The organism is Sphingopyxis sp. OAS728 (genome assembly GCF_014873485.1).
Taxonomy (GTDB): Bacteria; Pseudomonadota; Alphaproteobacteria; order Sphingomonadales; family Sphingomonadaceae; genus Sphingopyxis.
Map to the genome: position 1 here is coordinate 2,025,013 of NZ_JADBDT010000001.1, position 19,194 is coordinate 2,044,206.

At 65.5% G+C, this 19,194-nt stretch carries 21 protein-coding genes; 12 read left to right on the forward strand and 9 right to left on the reverse strand.

Annotation, left to right across the window (positions count from 1 at the left end; all coding sequences use genetic code 11):
- Window positions 1-163: 163 nt before the first annotated feature.
- The 4 genes from GGC65_RS09315 (at window position 164) to GGC65_RS09330 (ending at window position 2,596) form a co-directional block, all read left to right on the forward strand.
- Window positions 164-628: an Rrf2 family transcriptional regulator gene (locus GGC65_RS09315; RefSeq protein ID WP_192646896.1), complete on the forward strand. Its 465-nt coding sequence runs from the start codon at window positions 164-166 to the stop codon at window positions 626-628.
- Window positions 621-1,316 (forward strand): class I SAM-dependent methyltransferase, encoded by a 696-nt coding sequence (locus GGC65_RS09320; protein WP_192646897.1) that lies wholly within the window; start codon window positions 621-623, stop codon window positions 1,314-1,316. Before GGC65_RS09315 ends, GGC65_RS09320 begins: the two co-directional genes overlap by 8 nt.
- Window positions 1,317-1,372: 56 nt before the next feature.
- The gene (locus tag GGC65_RS09325) at window positions 1,373-1,927 is read left to right on the forward strand and encodes a helix-turn-helix domain-containing protein (protein ID WP_225940752.1); all 555 of its coding nucleotides are present in this window, start codon (window positions 1,373-1,375) and stop codon (window positions 1,925-1,927) included.
- 66 nt (window positions 1,928-1,993) lie between these two features.
- On the forward strand, window positions 1,994-2,596 hold the full coding sequence (locus GGC65_RS09330; RefSeq protein WP_192646898.1) for an HD domain-containing protein: 603 nt from the start codon (window positions 1,994-1,996) through the stop codon (window positions 2,594-2,596).
- Here GGC65_RS09330 and GGC65_RS09335 read toward each other — a convergent pair.
- The gene (locus tag GGC65_RS09335) at window positions 2,593-3,021 is read right to left on the reverse strand and encodes a VOC family protein (RefSeq protein ID WP_192646899.1); all 429 of its coding nucleotides are present in this window, start codon (window positions 3,019-3,021) and stop codon (window positions 2,593-2,595) included. The genes GGC65_RS09330 and GGC65_RS09335 overlap by 4 nt on opposite strands.
- Window positions 3,022-3,189: 168 nt before the next feature.
- On the opposite strand from GGC65_RS09335, the gene GGC65_RS09340 reads away from it, so the two are divergent.
- Both GGC65_RS09340 and GGC65_RS09345 read left to right on the forward strand, forming a co-directional pair.
- Entirely contained in the window at window positions 3,190-4,509 is a 1,320-nt protein-coding gene (locus GGC65_RS09340; protein ID WP_192646900.1) for a S41 family peptidase, read from the forward strand.
- Complete coding sequence (locus GGC65_RS09345; RefSeq protein ID WP_192646901.1) at window positions 4,493-4,972, forward strand: MarR family winged helix-turn-helix transcriptional regulator; 480 nt, start codon at window positions 4,493-4,495, stop codon at window positions 4,970-4,972. The genes GGC65_RS09340 and GGC65_RS09345 overlap by 17 nt, the downstream gene beginning before the upstream one ends.
- Here the strand turns inward: GGC65_RS09345 and GGC65_RS09350 are convergent, their stop codons facing one another.
- The 4 genes from GGC65_RS09350 to GGC65_RS09365 form a co-directional block, all read right to left on the reverse strand.
- On the reverse strand, window positions 4,973-5,455 hold the full coding sequence (locus GGC65_RS09350; protein ID WP_192646902.1) for a GNAT family N-acetyltransferase: 483 nt from the start codon (window positions 5,453-5,455) through the stop codon (window positions 4,973-4,975).
- A gap of 40 nt (window positions 5,456-5,495) precedes the next feature.
- Entirely contained in the window at window positions 5,496-6,422 is a 927-nt protein-coding gene (locus GGC65_RS09355) for a homocysteine S-methyltransferase family protein (RefSeq protein ID WP_192646903.1), read from the reverse strand.
- Between the two features lie 72 nt (window positions 6,423-6,494).
- Window positions 6,495-6,893 carry an acyl-CoA thioesterase gene (locus GGC65_RS09360; protein ID WP_192646904.1) on the reverse strand — a complete coding sequence of 133 codons (399 nt, stop codon included), beginning with the start codon at window positions 6,891-6,893 and terminating at the stop codon, window positions 6,495-6,497.
- Complete coding sequence (locus GGC65_RS09365; RefSeq protein WP_192646905.1) at window positions 6,890-8,140, reverse strand: threonine ammonia-lyase; 1,251 nt, start codon at window positions 8,138-8,140, stop codon at window positions 6,890-6,892. Before GGC65_RS09365 ends, GGC65_RS09360 begins: the two co-directional genes overlap by 4 nt.
- 57 nt (window positions 8,141-8,197) lie before the next feature.
- Here GGC65_RS09365 and GGC65_RS09370 point away from each other — a divergent pair, with 57 nt between their 5' ends.
- From GGC65_RS09370 to GGC65_RS09385, 4 genes are read left to right on the forward strand one after another with little or no spacing between them, the layout of a single operon-like run.
- Window positions 8,198-9,076, forward strand: coding sequence for an NAD(P)-dependent oxidoreductase (locus GGC65_RS09370; RefSeq protein ID WP_192646906.1), 879 nt, complete (start codon window positions 8,198-8,200; stop codon window positions 9,074-9,076).
- Complete coding sequence (locus tag GGC65_RS09375) at window positions 9,073-10,737, forward strand: amidohydrolase (protein ID WP_192646907.1); 1,665 nt, start codon at window positions 9,073-9,075, stop codon at window positions 10,735-10,737. Before GGC65_RS09370 ends, GGC65_RS09375 begins: the two co-directional genes overlap by 4 nt.
- On the forward strand, window positions 10,727-11,995 hold the full coding sequence (locus GGC65_RS09380; protein WP_192646908.1) for an FAD-dependent oxidoreductase: 1,269 nt from the start codon (window positions 10,727-10,729) through the stop codon (window positions 11,993-11,995). Before GGC65_RS09375 ends, GGC65_RS09380 begins: the two co-directional genes overlap by 11 nt.
- Window positions 11,996-12,006: 11 nt before the next feature.
- Window positions 12,007-13,155: an alpha-hydroxy acid oxidase gene (locus GGC65_RS09385; protein ID WP_192646909.1), complete on the forward strand. Its 1,149-nt coding sequence runs from the start codon at window positions 12,007-12,009 to the stop codon at window positions 13,153-13,155.
- 37 nt (window positions 13,156-13,192) lie between these two features.
- Here the strand turns inward: GGC65_RS09385 and creD are convergent, their stop codons facing one another.
- Both creD and GGC65_RS09395 read right to left on the reverse strand, forming a co-directional pair.
- Complete coding sequence (gene creD, locus GGC65_RS09390) at window positions 13,193-14,653, reverse strand: cell envelope integrity protein CreD (protein ID WP_192646910.1); 1,461 nt, start codon at window positions 14,651-14,653, stop codon at window positions 13,193-13,195.
- A 165-nt stretch (window positions 14,654-14,818) separates the two neighbouring features.
- Window positions 14,819-15,568 (reverse strand): TorF family putative porin, encoded by a 750-nt coding sequence (locus tag GGC65_RS09395; protein WP_192646911.1) that lies wholly within the window; start codon window positions 15,566-15,568, stop codon window positions 14,819-14,821.
- Between the two features lie 264 nt (window positions 15,569-15,832).
- On the opposite strand from GGC65_RS09395, the gene ispG reads away from it, so the two are divergent.
- A complete protein-coding gene (gene ispG, locus GGC65_RS09400; RefSeq protein ID WP_192646912.1) occupies window positions 15,833-16,984 on the forward strand; it encodes a flavodoxin-dependent (E)-4-hydroxy-3-methylbut-2-enyl-diphosphate synthase in 1,152 nt (383 codons plus the stop codon).
- Window positions 16,985-17,211: 227 nt separating this feature from the next.
- Complete coding sequence (locus GGC65_RS09405) at window positions 17,212-17,691, forward strand: GNAT family N-acetyltransferase (protein ID WP_192646913.1); 480 nt, start codon at window positions 17,212-17,214, stop codon at window positions 17,689-17,691.
- 103 nt (window positions 17,692-17,794) lie between these two features.
- On the opposite strand, the gene GGC65_RS09410 is transcribed toward GGC65_RS09405, so the two are convergent.
- Together GGC65_RS09410 and GGC65_RS09415 are read right to left on the reverse strand one after the other, a co-directional pair.
- A complete protein-coding gene (locus tag GGC65_RS09410; RefSeq protein ID WP_192646914.1) occupies window positions 17,795-18,910 on the reverse strand; it encodes a S41 family peptidase in 1,116 nt (371 codons plus the stop codon).
- Between the two features lie 83 nt (window positions 18,911-18,993).
- On the reverse strand, window positions 18,994-19,191 hold the full coding sequence (locus GGC65_RS09415; protein ID WP_192646915.1) for a hypothetical protein: 198 nt from the start codon (window positions 19,189-19,191) through the stop codon (window positions 18,994-18,996).
- Window positions 19,192-19,194 lie beyond the last annotated feature (3 nt).

Below are 19,194 nucleotides of genomic sequence, written 5' to 3' on the forward strand. Positions count from 1 at the left end.
GATGGTCACAGGTGATGCCATGCCGCTCCTATGTAAAGGAGCGCCAATACGCCTTGAATCGGGTGGATCGGTCGTTGGTCATCGGCGCCGTGGCTAACCGCTCCGGCGACGCCGGTCAATCCCGCGCCTTGACGATCGCGTTTCACGCACTATTTAAAGTTACATGAAACGCGACAGCCGACTCTCGGGCGTGCTCCACGTCCTCCTCCATATGGCCGAGCATCGCGCCCCGATGACCTCGGAGCAGCTCGCGAAGGCGATGCAGACGCATCCCGTCGTGATCCGCCGCATCCTCGGCGGCCTGCGCGATGCGGGCTTCGTCCATAGCGAAAAGGGGCATGGCGGCGGCTGGACGATCGCGAAGGATCTCGCCGCCATCACGATGCGCGACGTCTATGAGGCGATCGGCCGCCCCGCTCTGATGGCGATGGGCAATCGCACCGAGGCGCCCGGCTGCCTTGTCGAACAGGCGGTCAACGCCGCACTCGACTCCAGCTTTCGCGATGCCGAAGCGCTGCTGCTCGCGCGCTTCTCCGAAGTGACGCTCGCCGAGCTCGCCGCCGATTTCCACTCGCGCATGGCCGCGCGCTCCACCTCCCCCGACATACAGGAGCATATCCATGGCTGAAGGCGCCCAGCATTTCCTCGACAGCTTCAAGGACCCCGAAGCGGTCGCGCGCTACACCGAAGGGCCGCGCCGCTTCGTCCCGGGCCTCGACGGGCTCCACCGGATGACCGGGCTGTTGCTCGCAGAGCGCGTTCCTGACGACGCGCATATCCTCGTCCTCGGCGCCGGCGGCGGCAGCGAGATGAAGGCGATGGCGGAAGCGCATCCGGGCTGGCGCTTCACCGGCGTCGACCCGGCGGGTCCGATGCTCGATCTGGCCGGCGATGTGATGGGCCCGAACGCGCATCGCGCCGAGCTGATCGAAGGCTATATCGACGACGCCCCCGCCGGCCCCTTCGACGGCGCGACCTGCCTCCTGACGCTCCATTTCCTCGCGACCGAAGAACGCATCCGCACCGCCGCCGAAATCCGCAAAAGGCTGAAACCCGGCGCACCGTTCGTCGCGGCACACGGCAGCTTCCCGCAAGGCGCGGGCGAGCGCGACCGCTGGCTCGACCGCTATGCGTCCTACGCGATCGCATCGGGCGGCGATCCCGATCAAGTCGCCAAAGGCCGCGAGGCCGTCGCCACCCATGTCGCGATGCTGAGCCCCGAGGCCGACGTCGAGGTGCTACGCGCCGCGGGTTTTACGGGCGTCGAACAATTCTATGCCGCCTTCACCTGGCACGGCTGGGTCGGCTACGCCTGATCCCACCCAGGCCGACGGCGATATTGTACCGCGCCAGCGACGCGCTAATATGCGCCGTGGCCCGCGATCTTCCCATCGGTCTGGCACTGCGCCGCTTTCGACGCCTGAACGGCATCAAACAGGGCCATGTCGCCGAACTTTTCGCGGTGTCGCAAGGCAGCGTGTCGCGATGGGAAAGCGGCGCGCATGAGCCCGATGCCGTGCACCGCGAAAAGATCGCCGCCTTCATCGCCGCGCGCACGTCCAGCGACAGCGACCATGCGCTGAAAAGGCTCGTCGAAACATCGACACAGGCCGTGCACCTGATCTGCGATTCCACCCATATCCTGTTGGCGGCGTCGAAGGCACGGGCTGCGCAGTGGGACGGCGACGCGCAATCCTATGTCGGCACGTCGCTGTGGCGCTTCGCGAGCCCCGAAATCATCCTCGCCGAAGAGCGGCTGGGCGATGCCGGCTGGTTCGAGCGCCCGTTCCAGACGCTGCACTTCGACACCGGAAGCAACGGCAGCAATCGGATCCCGGTCGCGCCGAGCCGCATCTGCTGGGAAAGCATCCCGCTTTCGGGCGGCCGCACCGGCCGGCTGACGACGACCATCGACCGCCACGCATAATTTTTTCGTTCCGGCACGCGGCGCGGCTTTCTATGCCTCCGCCATATTCGTCGCCGGGAGCATCCGATGGAACAGCCTTTACCAATCGACCCCAAGCGGCTCGAAGGCATCATTGCCTTCCTGCAGGCGGCCGAAAAGCTCAAGGATACGCTGCGGAGCGGTATCACGGCGCAAGGCCGCGCCGAGAGTACCGCCGAACATAGCTGGCGCCTCTGCCTGATGGCGATGCTGTTCGATCGCGAGCTCGGCGAGTTCGACCGGCTCAAACTGCTCAAGCTCTGCGTCATCCACGACCTCGGCGAGGCGATTTCGGGCGATGTGCCCGCGACGCAGCAGGTGGCCGGCGACGGTCGCGCCCGGCAAGAGCGTGCCGATCTTGTCAGCTTATGCGCCCCGCTTCCGCGCGATCTTGGCGAGGAGATCGTCGCGCTCTGGGACGAATATAGCACCGCCGCGTCGCCCGAGGCAGTCCTTGCCAAGGGTTTCGACAAGCTCGAAACCATGCTCCAGCACCTGATCGGGAAAAACGCACCCGACTTCGATTACCGTTTCAACCTCGGCTATGGTGCCAAGCACACGGCGCGGCATCCGCTGCTCAAGGCGCTCCGCCGCCTCGTCGACCGGGAAACGCGGGAACGCGTTGCCGCGATGCCCTTGCAAGGCGCCTAGAAGCTGATCTCGACCGACGGCGCACTCCGTTCGTGCGCGCCATGATAGACCGCCTCGATATTATTCCCGTCGGGGTCGAGCAGGAAGGCGGCATAATAGCCCGGATGATAGGGCCGCTCGCCCGGCGCGCCATTGTCGCGGCCGCCCGCGGCCAGCCCCGCCTTGTAGAAGGCGTCGACTGCCGCACGATCGGCCGCCTGAAACGCCAGATGATGCCGGCCGGTCAGCTTGCCAAGCGCGGCCGCGCTGTCGGCGGTCGATACGAACAATTCGTCGACCCAGAAATAATCCTCCGCCTCGCCGCCGATCGGCACATCGAGCACGTCGAACAGCGCGCCGTAAAAGGTGCGGCTCGCCTTCAAGTCGGCGACCACCAGCTGGATATGATCGATCAACCGGCCGCGATGCAGCAATTGCGTTTCCATCCGCTTCACTCCTCTGTCACGCCCGCCTGCCGCCCTCGAAAACCCGTTCCGAAAGGATAAGGTTCCGCGTTTCGCGCTGTCAGAATTCATCACGGCCTCTTGCGCGGGCGATTTTTACAACATATTGCGCAATATATTGTACGAATCACATATCAGGCAGGAAACCCGATGAAAAACAATCGCTGGCCCCTTCTTCTCGCCGTCACGACCCTCTGGCTGGCGCCGGTCGCCGCGGCGGACGAAGCGCCGCTCACGGCCGCCGACAAGCGCATCGTGGTCGAACAGCTCGGTCAGACGCTTGAGGCGAATTATGTCTTTCCCGACAAGGCCAAGACGATCGCCGCGACGCTGCGCCGTCATCTCGATGCCGGCGAATATGACGCCGCGCCCGACCGGCGTACCCTCGCGAGCGAGCTGACTGACGACCTGATCGCCGCGTCGGGCGACCTGCATTTCGCGGTCGGCGTCGATCCCGAATGGGTCGCCGATTATGCCGCAAAGCAGGACCCCGCCCGCGCCGCGGCGCTACGCGAAGCCGAACGGCGCGAAGAGCTGCGGAAGAATTTCGGCTTTGCGGGCCTGCGCTATCTCGACGGCAACATCGCCTATGTCGACCTGACGCATTTCGCCGACCCCGAACCCGGCTATGACGCGGCCGCGGCCGCTATGCGCTTCATCGAGAATGGCGACGCGGTGATCTACGACCTGCGCTACAATAATGGCGGCTATCTGGAGATGGCGCAGCTGCTCGCGAGCCAGCTCTTCCCGGGCGACAAGGATCAGGAGCTGTTCGACTATTACTACACCCTCGACGGCCGCCGCGTCGAGCGCGGCCAATGGGTGCTTCCCGCGCTGCCCGCGAAGCGGCTGACCGGCAAACCCGTCTATGTCCTCACCGGATCGACCAGCTTTTCTGCCGCCGAATGGTTCGCCTACACGCTGAAAAAGCTCGGCCGCGCTACTTTGGTCGGCGAACGCACCGCGGGCGGCGCACACCCCGTCGACCGCAAGCCCGTCGGCACCGACTTTTTCGTGCAAGTGCCGATCGGCCAGATCCGCGACCCCATCGACCGCAGCGATTTTGAGGGACAGGGCGTTACGCCCGACCATCAGGTCGCGTCGGCCGACGCCCTAGCCGTAGCGCACCGCCTCGCGCTCGCCGATCTCGCGAAGGCCGATCCGGCGAAACAGGCCGACGCGGACTGGTTCGCACCAATGCTCGCACCGCGCCCCCATCCGACCACCGCCGCGCTCAAGGCGATCACCGGCCGCTACGAAGGACGCCGCATCGACCTCGTCGACGGCAAATTGCTCTACACCTGGCGCGAACGCCTCCGCCTGACGCTCGAACCGCTCGGCGGCGACCTGCTCGCGATCGAAGGCGTGCGCGACTTCCGCTTCCGCATCGCGCGCAAAGGCGGCAAGATCGTCGCGCTCGAACGCATCAACCGCGACGGAACGACCCAGACCTATGCCCGCCTCGACTGACATCTCCACCGATCTCGACGACATCACCTTCCTCGGCCGCCTCAGCGAAGCGTTGAGCCAGCGGATCGAGGAGCAGACGCGGCCGCTGTTCGACGAAGCCGGCATCACGGTCCCCGTGCGGTCCTGCTCGCTGCTCACCGCACTCCTTGAGGCCGGCGAAGCGTCCGCCGCCGACCTCGCGCGCGCGCTCGGCCAGTCGCATCAGCTGGTGATCCAGAAATGCCCCGCGCTGCTCCGCCTCGGCCTCATCACCCAGCACGCCGACCCCGCCGACGCGCGGCGCAAGATTTTCCGGCTGACCGATGCGGGCCGCGACCAGCTCGCCCGCATCGACGCCTATAGCGTGCAGATAACCAAGGTCTATCGCGCGCTCTTCGAGGAGGTCGGCGACGTTCACGGCGCGATATTGAGGGCGCTCAAGGCGTTGGCCGACAAGCCGCTGAGCGAACGCATCAAGCAATAGTCAGAGCGACCGAACCATCACCAGCGCATCCACGAAGCCTTCAACCGGATGCGCGAACGCGCCCGGCAGGCGGCCGACGACCTCGAACCCCAGCGACTGCCACAGCCCCACCGCGCGGACATTGCTGCTGACGACGAAGTTGAACTGCATCGCGCGAAACCCGCGCTCTTTGGCATGGGCAATCGAGTGCTGCCCCATCGCCCGCGCGACCCCGCGCCCCGTTGCCGCCGCGCCCGTCACATAGCCCGCGTTGGCGACGTGCGCGCCGCCGCCCGTCTGGTTGGCGCGCAGATAATAGGTGCCGAGGACGACGCCATCTTCCTCGGCGACGAACACCTCCTTGTCGGCACCGAACCAGTAGGTGAGCGCGGCATCTTCGGTCATATCGCGGTCGAGCGTCAGCGTTTCGCCCGCGCGGATGACGGGTTCAATGATCGCCCAGATCGCGGCGGCATCGTCGGGTGTGGCGGGACGGATCAGCATGGCGAACGCCTATGCCCGCCCGCCCCCGCTGGCAACCACGCTAGATTATGCAGGCGTCCGCAATCGCCGTCACATGCCGTAGGTCGGTGCCGCAGCAACCGCCGAGGACCTTGATCCGCGGGAAGCGCTCGACCAGCGCGCGATGGCGCGCGGCCAGGTCGGCGGGGTCGCCGATATCGAGCTCGGTCATCACGTCGAGCTCGGCATGGCTGAGGCACGACGCGTTCGCACGCACCCCGCCGATCCGCGCCGTCCACGCCGCGCCGTCGTCCAGCACCGCATCGAAATGTGTCGGATGCGCGCAGTTGACCATATAATAAGCGGGATAGCTCCCCGTCGCGGCATCGACCGCCGCGATCGCGTCGCCCAGCGCATCGCCCGTCGGCAGCCGCCCGTCGGTCTCAACCGTAAAGCTGATCGCGACCGGCAGCCCCAGCACCCTCGCGGCATTGGTTACGCCGACCGCCTCGGGCACATTGGTCATGGTGATCGCCGCGAGCATATCGACCCCCGCCGCCGCCAGCACGCCTGCCTGATGCGCGTGATAGGCCTGCGCCTCGTCGGCGGACATGATCTTCCCCGGATCATAGCCGTCGCCGCGCGGACCGAGGCAGCCGCTGATCACGATCGGCACGTCGGCATATTCGGCGCGCAACCCGCGCAGCAGCTCGATCGCTGCGCCGTTGAGCCCATCGAGCTCGGCGAGCGAAAACCCAAGCGGCTCGGCCCAATCGGGGCTCGCGCGCCACGTCGCGCTCTCGAGGATCAGCCCGGTGCCTTTCGTCCGCGCGAGATCGAGGAAGCCCCGATAATAGGCTTCAAGCGCATCGACGCCTTCGTCGGACGTAAACAGGGTCGCCGACGAAAAGAGCGGCAAGTCTATGCCCTTGTTGAATAAAATATCGGTTTCGAGCCCCGCGTCGGTCAGGAAAAACCGGTCCAGTTGCGGCAATGAAGAGATCGCCATGCGTCGCCCTCCCTCAAATATCCTGCCCGAATATTATAAGCGAAGGCTCCGATTGTCTATTGAACCCGCGGGTCAGTTACTCGCCAGAAAAGGCGCCACAATTTCCTCGGTCACGCGCAGCGGCCGGCCGCTCGCCTTGTCGAGCAGCGCCCACACCGTCCGCGCCCGCACATGCACTTTGCCGTCCGCACCAGTGAATTCCATGAAGCGATCGAACTTCGCGCCCTGCGGCTTATCGGCGACCCATGTCCGCGCGGTCACCGTCTCGCCGGGGCCGAGCGCGCGGAGATAGTCGATCTCGTGCCGCACCACGACCCAGATATAGGCGTCCTTATGGCTCTGCGGCGCTGCGGCGTCCCAATGCCCCGTCGCAACCTGCTGGATCCACTGGACCCACACGGCATTGTTGACATGCCCCAGCTCGTCGATGCTCTCGGGCGTCGCAACGAGCTCGAGCCTATACTCCCTCATGCGAGCTCGACGGTGGTCACCATATAGCCCGCATCGCGGAGCGCCGCGACGAGGCTGTCGAGATGCTCGCGGTCGCGCGCTTCGCACTCGATGTCGGTGATCAGCCCCTTGGCGGGCAGCGTCGTGAAGATGCGCTGGTGATAGATTTCGATGATGTTGACCTGCTTCTCGTCGAACAGCTTCATCACCTTGAACAGCGCGCCGGGGCGATCCTGCAAGCGGATGCGCAGCCGCGCGATGCGGCCCGACCGCGCAAGGTCGCGCAGCAGCACATTGGCGAGCAGGCGCGTGTCGATATTGCCCCCGGTCAGCACGAGACCGACCTTGCGCCCGGCAAATTCTTCCGGATGCGCGAGCATCGCCGCGAGGCCCGCAGCACCTGCGCCCTCGACCACCGTCTTTTCGATCTGGAGCAGCAGGCTGACCGCGCGCTCGAGATGGCGTTCGGCGACGAGCACGATATCGTCGTTGAGTTCGGCGACGAGCTTGCGGGTGTAGCCGCCCGGCTCCTTTACCGCGATACCCTCGGCCAGCGTGTCGCCCTCGCACGCCATGTCGACGCCGTTGAGCTCGGCGTACATCGACGGATAAAGCTCGGCCTGCACGCCGACGAGGCGCATGTCATTCTTGATCCCGCGCGCCGCGGTGCCCATGCCCGCGAGCAGCCCGCCGCCGCCGATCGGCACGATCAGCGTATCGAGTTCGGGCACATCCTCGAGCATTTCGAGCGCCACCGTCCCTTGCCCCGCCGCGACATGCGGATGGTCGAAGGGATGGACAAAGGTGAGGCCGCGTTCCTTTTCGAGGACGCGCGCGTGCGCATAGGCATCGTCGAAGGTCTCGCCGTGGAGCACGATCGTCGCGCCATGGCTCGCGGTCTGCGACACTTTCACCTGCGGCGTCGTGCTCGGCATCACGATCGTCACCGGCACGCCGAGGCGCTTGCCATGATAGGCGAGGCCCTGCGCATGATTGCCTGCGGACGCCGCGATCGCGCCGCGCGCCTTCGCCTCGTCGCTGAGCAACAGCAATGCATTGAGTGCACCGCGCTCCTTATACGCCGCGGTGAACTGCAGATTCTCGAACTTCAGCCACACCTCTGCGCCGACCAGCTCGGACAAGGTTTGCGAATGCAGGGTAGGCGTCCGCACCACCGCGCCGTTAATTCGCCCCGCCGCCGCGCGCACATCGTCCAATGTGATTGCCGGGAGTTCGGCGGCGGAGGTCAGGGTGAGTTGCTCTGTCATGATGCCTCGCGCCCTAGCCCATCTGGCGCGCGAAGCAAACAATGCTATGGACCCTGCATGAGCGAACAAAAATTGCGCGTCACTTTCATCGGCACCGGCGTCATGGGCGGACCGATGGCGGGCCATCTCGTCAAGGCGGGGCACGCCCTCACCGTCTATAACCGCACGCGCGCCAAGGCCGACGCGTGGACCCGCCAGCATGGCGGCACGGCGGCATCGACTCCCGCCGAGGCTGCACGCGATGCCGATGTCGTCCTCACCTGCGTCGGCAACGACGACGATCTCGCACAAGTCACATTGGGCCGCGACGGCGCATTCAAGGCGATGCGCAAGGGCGCCCTCTTCGTCGATCACACCACCGTCTCCGCCCGCATCGCGCGCCAGCTTTCGGTCGAAGCCGAGGGGCTCGGCCTCCTCTGTCTCGACGCGCCCGTCTCGGGCGGCGAAGCGGGCGCGCAGAACGGCACACTCTCGATCATGTGCGGTGGCACCAAGGCCGCCTTCGACGCCGCGGCGCCGGTGATGGACGCCTATGCCGCGCGCATGGTCCACATTGGCGGCCCCGGCGCGGGGCAGACGACCAAGATGGTCAACCAGATTGCGATCGCGGGTGTGGTCCAGGGGCTCTCCGAAGCGCTGCGTTTCGCGCAAGCGTCGAAACTCGACACCGACAAGGTGTTCGAAGCCGTCTCGGGCGGCGCCGCCGCAAGCTGGCAGATGCTCAACCGCTGGGGCACGATGGCGAAGGACGAGTTCGACTTCGGCTTCGCGGTCGACTGGATGCGAAAGGATTTGGGCCTCGCGCTCGACGAAGCGCGCGTCAACGGCGCGACCTTGCCTGTCGCCAGCCTCGTCGATCAATTCTACGCCGACGTGCAAAAGGCCGGCGGCGGCCGCAAGGACACCAGCTCGCTCGTGACGAGGCTCCCCAAGTGAAGCGCCTCCTGCTGGCCGCGCTGGCCCTCACCGTCGCCACGCCCGCGCACGCCGACACGCTCGTCGACAATGTCAACGGCATCACGCTCGACAAGGATGGCAAGCTCGTCCGCTTCACCGGGCTCGTCATCGACACGCAGGGCAAGGTCAAGCAGCTTCTCGACCGCAAGGACAAGCGCCCCGAACGCCCCGATTTCCGCGAAGACGGCAAGGGCCGCACGCTCATCCCCGGCCTGATCGACGCGCACGGCCATGTCATGGGTTTGGGCTTCCAGTTGATGCTGCTCGACCTGTCGAACACGAACAGCCTTGCCGAGGCGCAGGCGGCGATCCGCAAATATGCCGCCGAGAATCCCGAAATGCCGTGGATCATCGGGTCGGGCTGGAATCAGGAGAAATGGGGCCTCGGCCGTTTCCCGACCGCCGCCGACCTCGATGCCGCGGTGCCGAACCGCCCCGTGTGGCTCGAACGCGTCGACGGCCACGCCGGCTGGGCGAACACGGCGGCGATGACCACCGCGAAAATCACCGCCGCGAGCAAAGCCCCCGAAGGCGGCCGCATCGAAATGGAGGGCGGCAAGCCGAGCGGCGTCTTCGTCGACGCCGCGATGAGCCTCGTCGACAGCGCCAAGCCCAAGCCGCTCGCGCGCGACCTCGACCGCGCGCTGTATCTCGCGCAGCAAAAACTGCTCGAACAGGGCATCACCGCGATCGCCGACATGGGCACCAGCATCGCCGACTGGCAGGCGTATCGCCGCGCCGGCGACAAGAAACAGCTTGCGGTGCGGATCCTTTCCTACGGCGGCGACATCGACAATATGGCACTGATCGCCGGCTCCGAACCGACGCCCTGGCTCTATGACGACCGTCTCCGCATGGTCGGGGTAAAGCTTTATCTCGACGGCGCGCTCGGCTCGCGCGGCGCCTGGTTGAAGGCGCCGTACAGCGACGCGCCGGGACAGAAGGGCCTGCCCCTGCTCACCCCCGCGCAGCTCCGCAACAAGATGGTGCGCGCGTCGATGGACAAGTTCCAGGTCGCGATCCACGCGATCGGCGACGCCGCCAATGCCGAGGCTTTGGACGCGATCACCGACCTCACCGCCGACCTCCCCGGCGAGCGCCGCTGGCGGATCGAACATGCGCAGATCATCGACCCCGTCGACATCCCGCGTTTTGCGACGCTCAAGGTCATCGCCTCGATGCAGCCCGTCCACCAGACGAGCGACCGCGTGATGGCCGAAGCGCGCCTCGGCCCCGATCGGCTCAAGGGCGCCTATGCCTGGCGCAGTCTCGAAAAGGCGGGCGCCCGCCTCGCCTTCGGGTCCGACGTTCCGGTCGAAAGCGCGAACCCCTTCCCCGGCATCGCCGCCGCCATCTCGCGCACCGATGCCAAGGGCGAACCCTTCGGCGGCTGGCGCCCCGAGGAGATCGTGACGCGCGAGACCGCGCTCGACGGCTTCACGCGCACCGCCGCTTTCGCAGGGTTCGCCGAGGACCGCATCGGCACTTTGATGCCCGGGATGCGCGCCGACTTTCTGATTATCGACGCCGACCCGATGCTCGCGAGCCCCGACGAGATTCGCAAAATGACCCCACTCGAAACATGGATCGGCGGCTATCGCTATTACAAGAAGAGCGAGGGCGCGACCGTTGGCCGCTGATGTGCCGACCCGTCGCGCGCTGCTCACCGGCCTCGCCGCGCTGCCGGTTGCCGCCGCAGCGACCGCTGCCGAACGCAAGGAGCGCAAGCCCAAGAGGCGCAAGCCCGCCAAGCCGAAAGTCCAGCATGTCGATGTCGCGATCATCGGCGCGGGCGTGTTCGGCGCATGGACCGCATGGCATCTGCTCCGCGCGGGCAAGTCGGTGCGGCTGTTCGACGCCTATGGCGCCGGCAACGCCCGCGCCTCGTCGGGCGGCGAGAGCCGCGTCATCCGCATGGGCTATGGCTCTGACACCATCTATTCGGAGATGGCGCGCGACTCGCTCAAATATTGGAAGGATCTTTCGGACAGCGCGAGCGCCCCGATCTTCCACAACACCGGCGTCCTCTGGTTCGCGCCGCAGGGCGACGCCTACACCGCGCAGTCGCTCGCGTGGTTGCAGGCGAACCGTGTCGGGCACGAACATGGCGACGTCAGCTGGCTCCAGAATAAATATCGCCAAATCCAATTCTATCAGGGCGAAACCGGCATCCTCGAAACCGAGGCGGGCGCACTGATCGCCGCGCGCGGGGTGCAGGAGCTGATCGCCGACGCGCAGATCGAGGTCGAGCGCGTCGTGATGCCCGCGCCGCTCTTCTCGAAAAGGACCAAGCGCCACACGCTGCCTGACGGCGGCACCGCCGATCACCTCGTCTATGCCGCGGGCCCGTGGATCGCCGAGCTATTCCCGCAGCAATTGATGAACAAGATCGTCGCGACGCGGCAGGAAGTCTATCATTTCGGCGCACCGCAGGGCGACACGCGCTTCGCACCGCCCGAACTGCCGGTGTGGGCCGATTTCAACAACGGCCGCATCGTCTATGGCATCCCCGACCTCGAAGGCGCGGGGTTCAAGATTGCGATCGACGTCCATGGTCCGACGGTCGATCCCGACACGATGGAACGCCAGCTCTCGCCCGCAGGGATCGCCGAAGCGCGCGCCTATATGCAGCGCCGCTTCCCCGGCCTTGCCAATGCGCCACTGCTCGGCGGGCGCGTCTGCCAATATGAGAATAGCTCGAACGGCGATTATCTGATCGACCGCTTTCCGGGGCAGGAGCATGTCTGGCTCGTCGGCGGCGGATCGGGCCACGGCTTCAAGAACGGCCCCGCGGTCGGCAAGCGCGTCGCAGCGCACATTCTCGACGCGAAGCTCGCGGTCGAACCGCGCTTCAGTTTCGCGACCAAGGCAACGGTGGCGGCGCGGACTGTTTTCTGATCGGGGCAAGCATGAAACTCACCGACTGCCACAATATCGACGACTTCCGCGCGCTCGCAAAGCGCCGCCTACCCTGGCCGGTATTCGACTATATCGACGGCGCCGCCGACGACGAGGTCACCCGCCGCCGCAACCGCGCGGCGTTCGACGATTGCGACCTCATCCCGCGCGTGCTTGCCGGGGTCGAAAGCGTCGACATGCGAACGACCTTGTTCGGGCGCGAGATGGCGATGCCGCTTTTCCTCTCGCCGACCGCGCTCCAGCGCCTCTTCCACTGGCAGGGCGAGCGCGCCGTGCTCCGCGCTGCCGCAAACGCCGGCACCGTCGCGGGGATATCGAGCCTTGCTACGATCAGCCTCGCCGAAGCGGGCGCGCTGACGGGCGGCCCCAAGCTCTTCCAGCTCTACGTCCATCATGACGAGGGGCTCAACCAGGCGATGCTCGACGCCGCGCGCGATGCGAGGTTCGACGCCGTCGCGCTCACGGTCGATACGATTGTCGGCGGCAACCGCGAACGCTGCCTGCGCTCGGGCTTCACTTCGCCTCCGCGTTTCACGGCATCGAACATGCTGAGCTACGCCGCCAAGCCCGGCTGGGGGCTCAACTATGTCCTCCGCGAAAAGTTCAGCCTGCCCAATCTCGCGACGCATGTCTCCGAAGGATCGAGCGTCCCCAAATCGGTCGCCGAATATTTCACCTCGATGCTCGACCAGAGCCTCGACTGGAAACGCGCCGAGGCGATCCGCAAGAAATGGGACGGCCCCTTCTGCCTCAAGGGCATCGTCGCGGTCGAGGACGCCAAACGCGCCGCCGACATCGGCGCGACCGCGATCATGGTGTCGAACCATGGCGGACGCCAGCTCGACGGCAGCATCGCGCCCTTCGACGCGCTTGCCGAGATCGTCGACGCGGTCGGCGACAAGCTCGAAGTCATCTGCGACGGCGGCATCACGCGCGGCACGCATGTGCTGAAAGCGCTATCGGTCGGTGCCAAAGCCTGCTCGGGCGGCCGTCTCTATCTCTACGCGCTCGCGGCGGCGGGCGAGGATGGCGTCGCCCGCGCAATCGCCCTGCTCCGCGCCGAGATGGAACGCGGCATGAAATTGATGGGGGCCAAGACCCTCGCGGATCTCGGCCCCCATAATTTGCGCTGGCGTTAGCCGGATGATGTGAACCCCGGCTTTCGCCGGGGAGCACTCATGCCGTCGCCGGCTCGTCCTTCTTGCCGATCCCGCCCCAGTCGATGTTGCGCGTCATGTACATCACCCCGGCAAGGGCGAAGAACATCAGCACCGAACCGATCAGCAGCGCATAGGCTTCGAGATTGAGCAGCGTATAGAGCAGGGCATAAAGCCCGATCAGCATCGCCGCGAGGAAGCGCGCGCGCTTCCAGCTCTTCAATACCGCCGCGCTGTAGAAGGTCAGCAGCCCGATAATCGCTGCCGACGCGACCATGTAAGCAGGCATGAACCCGATCACCTCGGCAAAGGCGAGCAGCAGCACGAAGAACAGCACCAGCGCGATGCCCGTCAGCAGATATTCGGCGGCTGCCACGCGCGCGCCCGCGATGATGTCGAACATCAAAAAGGCGACGAAGGTGAAGCCGATAAACAGGAAGCCATATTTGATACTGCGATCGACCTGACTGTAGAGGTCGACAGGTTCGATCAGGCTGATCGCGACCGCCTTTGCGGTGCCGCCCGACGCTTCGCCCGTGTTGCCGCTACCCGCGGCCTCGACCGCCACCGGCTCCATATAGACTTCGCGCGGGCCATAATTGGTCGTGACCGGCGGCGACAGATCGCCCGTCAGCACCTGCGCCTGCCCCAGCGCTAGGTTCGGGATCGCATAGCTCGCGGTGAAGCCGCTGCCCTTCACCTCGCGCTTCGCGGGCAGGAAATCGCCGCCGAAGCTCGGGTTGGGCCAGCTCGACTTGACGGTCCAGCGCGTGTCGACGCCGCGCGGGATCAGCTTGAAATCGCCGAGCCCGCGCACGCCGATCCTGTAATCGACCTTCATCGGCGCCGCGGCACTCCAGTCGACAAACGCAAAGGTCCCCGAATTGCCCGTCGAGAGCAGCCCCTTGCCCGGCTGGAGCGCAAGCGGGGTCCCGTCGACGGTCAAACTATTCCCGTCGACCAGCCCGCGCGCGTCGCTGATGCCCAGCCGCACTTCGGCCCGGTCGAGCATCAATGCGTCGCGGCTCACGCCGTACCGCGCGATATCGGCGGGCAGCACAAACGTGGCGCTCCCCGCGATCTGGCTTTCATAAACGACGGTCTCGTAAATCGCCTTCTTGCGCTTCTCGGGCTTGATGACGACGTCGGCCTTGTTCGTCTGCGGCGACAGATAGAGGTTGCGGATCGTGTTGACGGTCCGCGTCACATCCTTGCCATTCTCCTGCAACCTCGTCGTTTCGGTCGCGCGGTATGGGATAACGATCACCGGCCCGGCGATCGTCTGTTGCCCGCCCCAGCCCTGCCCGATCGAGGCCTGCGCGGTTTCGGCCTGCTGCTGGCGATCCCAGAGTAGGCCGTAAATCATCAAAAGGGGAACCATCAACGCAACCGCGATCAGCACCGCGATGACCAGCTTAACACCGGGACTTCGCTCGCTACGCGCAGGGGGAATGGGAGGGACCGAAACGCTTTGAGCCATGGGGGATAACTTTCGCTGCCTCAACTGGTCGACGAATTTGCACGGTTCACCGACACGGTCAAGCGCGAAGCGATAAGACGAACTGCCAGCCTTTCGCGCACGAAAAAGGGGACGGCCTCCCCCGAAGCCGTCCCCTTCGCGCGTGGTCGCTGACCCGCTAGGCGATCAGAAAGATGCGCCCAGCGTAAAGACCACGGTTGGATCGTAAAGCGTGTCGAGCGCCTTGATGCCCGACTTTTTGACGTCGGTATCGATATATTGGACCGAGAAGGTCGCGAAGCTCGCGGCGAAAGACGCACCCACCGACCAGTCGACATATTTGCCGTCGGGCGACACGAGGCCGAGCGAACCATCATTATAACCGATACCCGCGGTCAGCGTGACGGGCGAGTTCGGAATGCCGAAACCGGCGCCGAGGTTCAGGTAGATATTGTCGTCGTCGCCGAGCGAATTCTGCTTCGGCGCATAGGCGACCATACCGGTGACCGAGACGGGTCCGATGTCGTGCGACAGCTTGCCGATGCCTTCGAAATAATCGGTCGGCGCGCCGCCGTCTTCGCTACCGGGATAGGTATAATAGGTGACGCCCAGATCGACCGTCGTGCCCGAAGCGACTTCGGTGTTGAAACCGCCATAAATATCGAGCTCGAACTTGCCATAGGCGGGGCTGTCGGGAAGCGTTGATCCCCAGACGCCGGCATAAAAGCCGCTTTCATGGCTGACGGTCAGCGTCGGCTGGACGGCGACCTTTTCGTTCGACAGCGAAATGCCGCGGAAACGATAATCCGTGGTGACCGCAATGCCGCCCGAGAGCGTGAACGGACCGCTGGCTTCTTCTTCCTGTGCGAAGGCGGGCGTCGACATGGCCGACGCGGCGAGCAGCATGCCGAAACACGCTTTGGTAAGAAACTTCATGGGTGATCCCCCTAACCAAAAAAACGGATCGTCCCGGCCTGCCGTACGAGTCCGCGCCTCTTCAATCCGGGCGTGTGACTACGAACGCTTAAGAAATTGCCGATTTTGCTGCGACGCACAAACGAAAATTGCTCAAAAGTTACGAATCGGTGTCAAACTGTGTCTTTCCAGCAACAATTCGCCGCGCGCGCGCCGGGCTTTGCCAACGGGCGGCGAGACGGCTAAAGAGCGGCGCATATCTCCCATCGTATCGAGCACGCACATATGAGCGATCACAACCCCGGCCTGCGCCCCTGGCGCGACATTGCGCGGCGCGAATGCCGCCAGATCATGGTCGGCAATGTCCCCGTCGGCGGCGGTGCGCCGATCAGCGTCCAGACGATGACGAACACGCTGACCAGCGATCCGGTCGCGACGATCGACCAGATCCGCCGCTGCGAGGAGGCCGGCGCCGACCTGATCCGCGTCTCGTGCCCCGACACCGATTCGACAGCGGCGCTCGGCAAGATTGTTCGCGCGTCGCGCATTCCGATCATCGCCGACATCCATTTTCACTATAAACGCGCCCTGGAAGCCGCCGACGCCGGCGCCGCGTGCCTGCGCATCAACCCCGGCAACATCGGCTCGTCCGAACGCGTCGGCGAAGTCGTCCGCGCCGCCAAAGCGAACGGTTGCGCGATCCGTATCGGCGTCAACGCCGGCAGCCTTGAGAAAGACCTGCTCGAAAAATATGGCGAGCCCTGCCCCGAGGCGCTCGTCGAAAGCGCGCTCGATCATATCAAGCTGCTGCAGGATCACGACTTCCACGAATATAAGGTCGCGGTGAAGGCGAGCGACGTCTTCCTTGCGGTCGCCGCTTATGCGCAGCTCGCCGACGCGGTCGACTGCCCGCTCCACCTCGGCATCACCGAAGCCGGCGGACTGATCGGCGGCACCGTCAAATCGGCGCTCGGTATCGGAAACCTGCTCTGGGCGGGCATCGGCGACACGATCCGCGTCAGCCTCTCGGCCGAGCCCGAAGAAGAAGTGCGCGTCGGCTATGAGATACTGAAATCGCTCGGTCTCCGCACGCGCGGCGTCCGCGTTGTCTCCTGCCCCAGCTGCGCGCGGCAGGGCTTCGACGTCATCCGCACCGTGCAGGCGCTCGAGGAGGCGCTCCAACACATCAAGACCCCGATGTCGCTCTCGGTCCTCGGCTGCGTCGTCAACGGCCCCGGCGAGGCGCGCGAAACCGACATCGGCATCACCGGCGGCGGCAACGGCAAGCATATGGTCTTCCTGTCGGGCGTCACCGACCATCATGTCGAGGACGCCGACATGATCCAGCATATCGTCAAGCTCGTCGAGGCGAAGGCGGCCGAGATCGACGCCGGCAGTTCGGTGAGCATGGACACGCTGCACGGCAAGGCGGCGTAAGCGGGCATTGGACCGCGGCGTTATTGGCCGCGCGCGTATCGGCCTTGGGGTGGATTTCAGACTGTCCCCTATGCCCGTTCGTGTCGAGCGAAGTCGAGACACCCATCGACGCAACGCCTAGCCCGATAGGCATCTCGACTACGCTCGATGCGAACGGACCAGGTAGGCAGAAGGTCCCCTACCGTTCGAAATTTGACAGCACGCGCCTGACTCGACAGAGCGCAGCCATGACTCTCGCCATTCGCTCCGCCACCCCCGCCGACCTGCCGCTCATCGCGCAGTTCATCCGCGACCTCGCCGACTATGAAAAACTCGCGCACGAAGTCCGCTTCGACGAGGCAAAGCTTGGCGCCAACCTCTTCGGCCCGCGTCCCTATGCCGAGGTGGTGATCGGCGAACTGGATGGGAACCCGCAGGGCTTCGCGCTCTTCTTCCATAATTTCTCGACCTTCGAAGGGCGCCCCGGCATCTATCTCGAAGACCTCTTCGTCCGCCCCGAAGCGCGCGGATCGGGGCTCGGCAAGGCGCTGCTCGCGCATCTTGCGAAGCTCTGCGTCGAACGCGACTGCGCCCGCCTCGAATGGTGGGTGCTCGACTGGAACACCCCGTCGATCGGCTTTTACCAGAGCCTCGGCGCAAAGCTGATGGACGAATGGACCGTGATGCGCGTCGATGGCGACGCGCTCACGAAGCTGGCCAGTTCCTAAATCCTCGTCACCCCGGACTTGATCCGGGGTCCATTGGGTGGCCGTAGAATGGATGCCGGATCAAGTCCGGCATGACGAAGTAGGGCCATAGCGGCCCGACGGCCTATTTCGCCCCGCGCGGTTTCCGCCGCTCCATCGGCCAGCTCGGCATATGCGCGTCGGACAGCGTCTTTGCTTCGGCCGGCGCGACGCCGAGATCGGTGAGCACGCGCACCAGCGCGTCGGCGGGCGCCACCGCGATGTCGGGCTGCACGCCGTCGCCTTCCCAGTCCTTGCCCGTATCAGGATCATAAGTCCGCCCGACCGGGATGAAGGCGCCGTATCCGCCGCCCAGATCCTCGCCGGTGCCGAAATGATTGGCCCCCGCGGTTGGCGCGCCGACCAATGTGCCGCGCCCCGTGTGTTTCATTGCGAGCGAGAAATGCTCGGCCGCCGACGCGCTCGCGCCCGACGTCAGCACATAGACCTTCGCATCGCGCAGCCGCGTGTCGGCGTTAGGCGTCGCCCAATGCTCGCGCGCCACCATGCCGGCATCGCCTTTCACCACTCGCATCGAGGCCAGCCCGTCGATCGGCGACCCGCCGCGCGCATCGACCGAGGCGCGCGTCGCCATCGTCACCAGCCGCGTCGGTTTGGCGAACAACCAGGGAAAGATGACGTCCATCTGGTCGAGCCCGCCGCCATTATGCGTGCGGATATCGAAAATGATCGCCTTGGCATCGGCATGATCGGCCATGAACTTCGCCGCTGTCGCCGTCACGGCTTCATCCTGCGGAAAAACGTTAAAGCGGATGAAGGCAATCCCCGGCGCGATCCATCCCGCCTGCTCGACCGGCACCTTCGGCGGCCGGCGCACCGGCGCGGCGGCGCCCGGCGCGGGGGCTGCCGCAGCGGCGGGCCCTTCTGGGGTGCGCAGACGCAAATGCCCGTCGGGCGACACCGCATTCACATCCTTGTCGATCGCCTGCCCCAGCGCTTCGCCGGTCAGCGACGCATAGCGGCCCGCGGCGATGCCCGCGCGGATCGCCGCGGCATAACGCTTGCCGGTCTCGGGATAGACATAGTCGCGCTCGAGCAGCGCGGCGTAGGTTTCGGCGATCTGGTTGGCGCTGACACTGGCCTCGCCTTCGGCCGACACCGGCGGCGGCACGAGAATGGGCAATGCGACTGCCCCCGCGGCGAACAACAGCGCGGGCAAAATACGCGAAGAACGAATCATCCTCATCTCCAATCCAACCCCGGCCGGAAAGAAGTGTATCACATCAGCAATACAGATCAACTACATTTGTAATCGAGACGCGCTCAGCGCTTGCGTGCAAACCAGACCAGCACCACGCCAACGACCACGAGCACGACACCGTTGCGCGTCCATGTCGTGTCGCCAAGCATGAAGCTGCTCGCCGGCCAGCGTATGATGTCGAGCCCCTGCAGCGCCCAAAGCCCACCAACGAGGATCGCAGCAACCCCGACGATCGCCAAAATGCCTTTCAAAGCGCCCATGCT

Coding starts and splice junctions, on each gene's coding strand:
- GGC65_RS09315 (WP_192646896.1), top strand. CDS start 164: ATGAAACGCGACAGCCGACTCTCGGGCGTGCTCCACGTCCTCCTCCAT.
- GGC65_RS09320 (WP_192646897.1), top strand. CDS start 621: ATGGCTGAAGGCGCCCAGCATTTCCTCGACAGCTTCAAGGACCCCGAA.
- GGC65_RS09330 (WP_192646898.1), top strand. CDS start 1,994: ATGGAACAGCCTTTACCAATCGACCCCAAGCGGCTCGAAGGCATCATT.
- GGC65_RS09335 (WP_192646899.1), bottom strand. CDS start 3,021: ATGGAAACGCAATTGCTGCATCGCGGCCGGTTGATCGATCATATCCAG.
- GGC65_RS09340 (WP_192646900.1), top strand. CDS start 3,190: ATGAAAAACAATCGCTGGCCCCTTCTTCTCGCCGTCACGACCCTCTGG.
- GGC65_RS09345 (WP_192646901.1), top strand. CDS start 4,493: ATGCCCGCCTCGACTGACATCTCCACCGATCTCGACGACATCACCTTC.
- GGC65_RS09350 (WP_192646902.1), bottom strand. CDS start 5,455: ATGCTGATCCGTCCCGCCACACCCGACGATGCCGCCGCGATCTGGGCG.
- GGC65_RS09355 (WP_192646903.1), bottom strand. CDS start 6,422: ATGGCGATCTCTTCATTGCCGCAACTGGACCGGTTTTTCCTGACCGAC.
- GGC65_RS09360 (WP_192646904.1), bottom strand. CDS start 6,893: ATGAGGGAGTATAGGCTCGAGCTCGTTGCGACGCCCGAGAGCATCGAC.
- GGC65_RS09365 (WP_192646905.1), bottom strand. CDS start 8,140: ATGACAGAGCAACTCACCCTGACCTCCGCCGCCGAACTCCCGGCAATC.
- GGC65_RS09370 (WP_192646906.1), top strand. CDS start 8,198: ATGAGCGAACAAAAATTGCGCGTCACTTTCATCGGCACCGGCGTCATG.
- GGC65_RS09385 (WP_192646909.1), top strand. CDS start 12,007: ATGAAACTCACCGACTGCCACAATATCGACGACTTCCGCGCGCTCGCA.
- creD (WP_192646910.1), bottom strand. CDS start 14,653: ATGGCTCAAAGCGTTTCGGTCCCTCCCATTCCCCCTGCGCGTAGCGAG.
- GGC65_RS09395 (WP_192646911.1), bottom strand. CDS start 15,568: ATGAAGTTTCTTACCAAAGCGTGTTTCGGCATGCTGCTCGCCGCGTCG.
- ispG (WP_192646912.1), top strand. CDS start 15,833: ATGAGCGATCACAACCCCGGCCTGCGCCCCTGGCGCGACATTGCGCGG.
- GGC65_RS09405 (WP_192646913.1), top strand. CDS start 17,212: ATGACTCTCGCCATTCGCTCCGCCACCCCCGCCGACCTGCCGCTCATC.
- GGC65_RS09410 (WP_192646914.1), bottom strand. CDS start 18,910: ATGATTCGTTCTTCGCGTATTTTGCCCGCGCTGTTGTTCGCCGCGGGG.
- GGC65_RS09415 (WP_192646915.1), bottom strand. CDS start 19,191: ATGGGCGCTTTGAAAGGCATTTTGGCGATCGTCGGGGTTGCTGCGATC.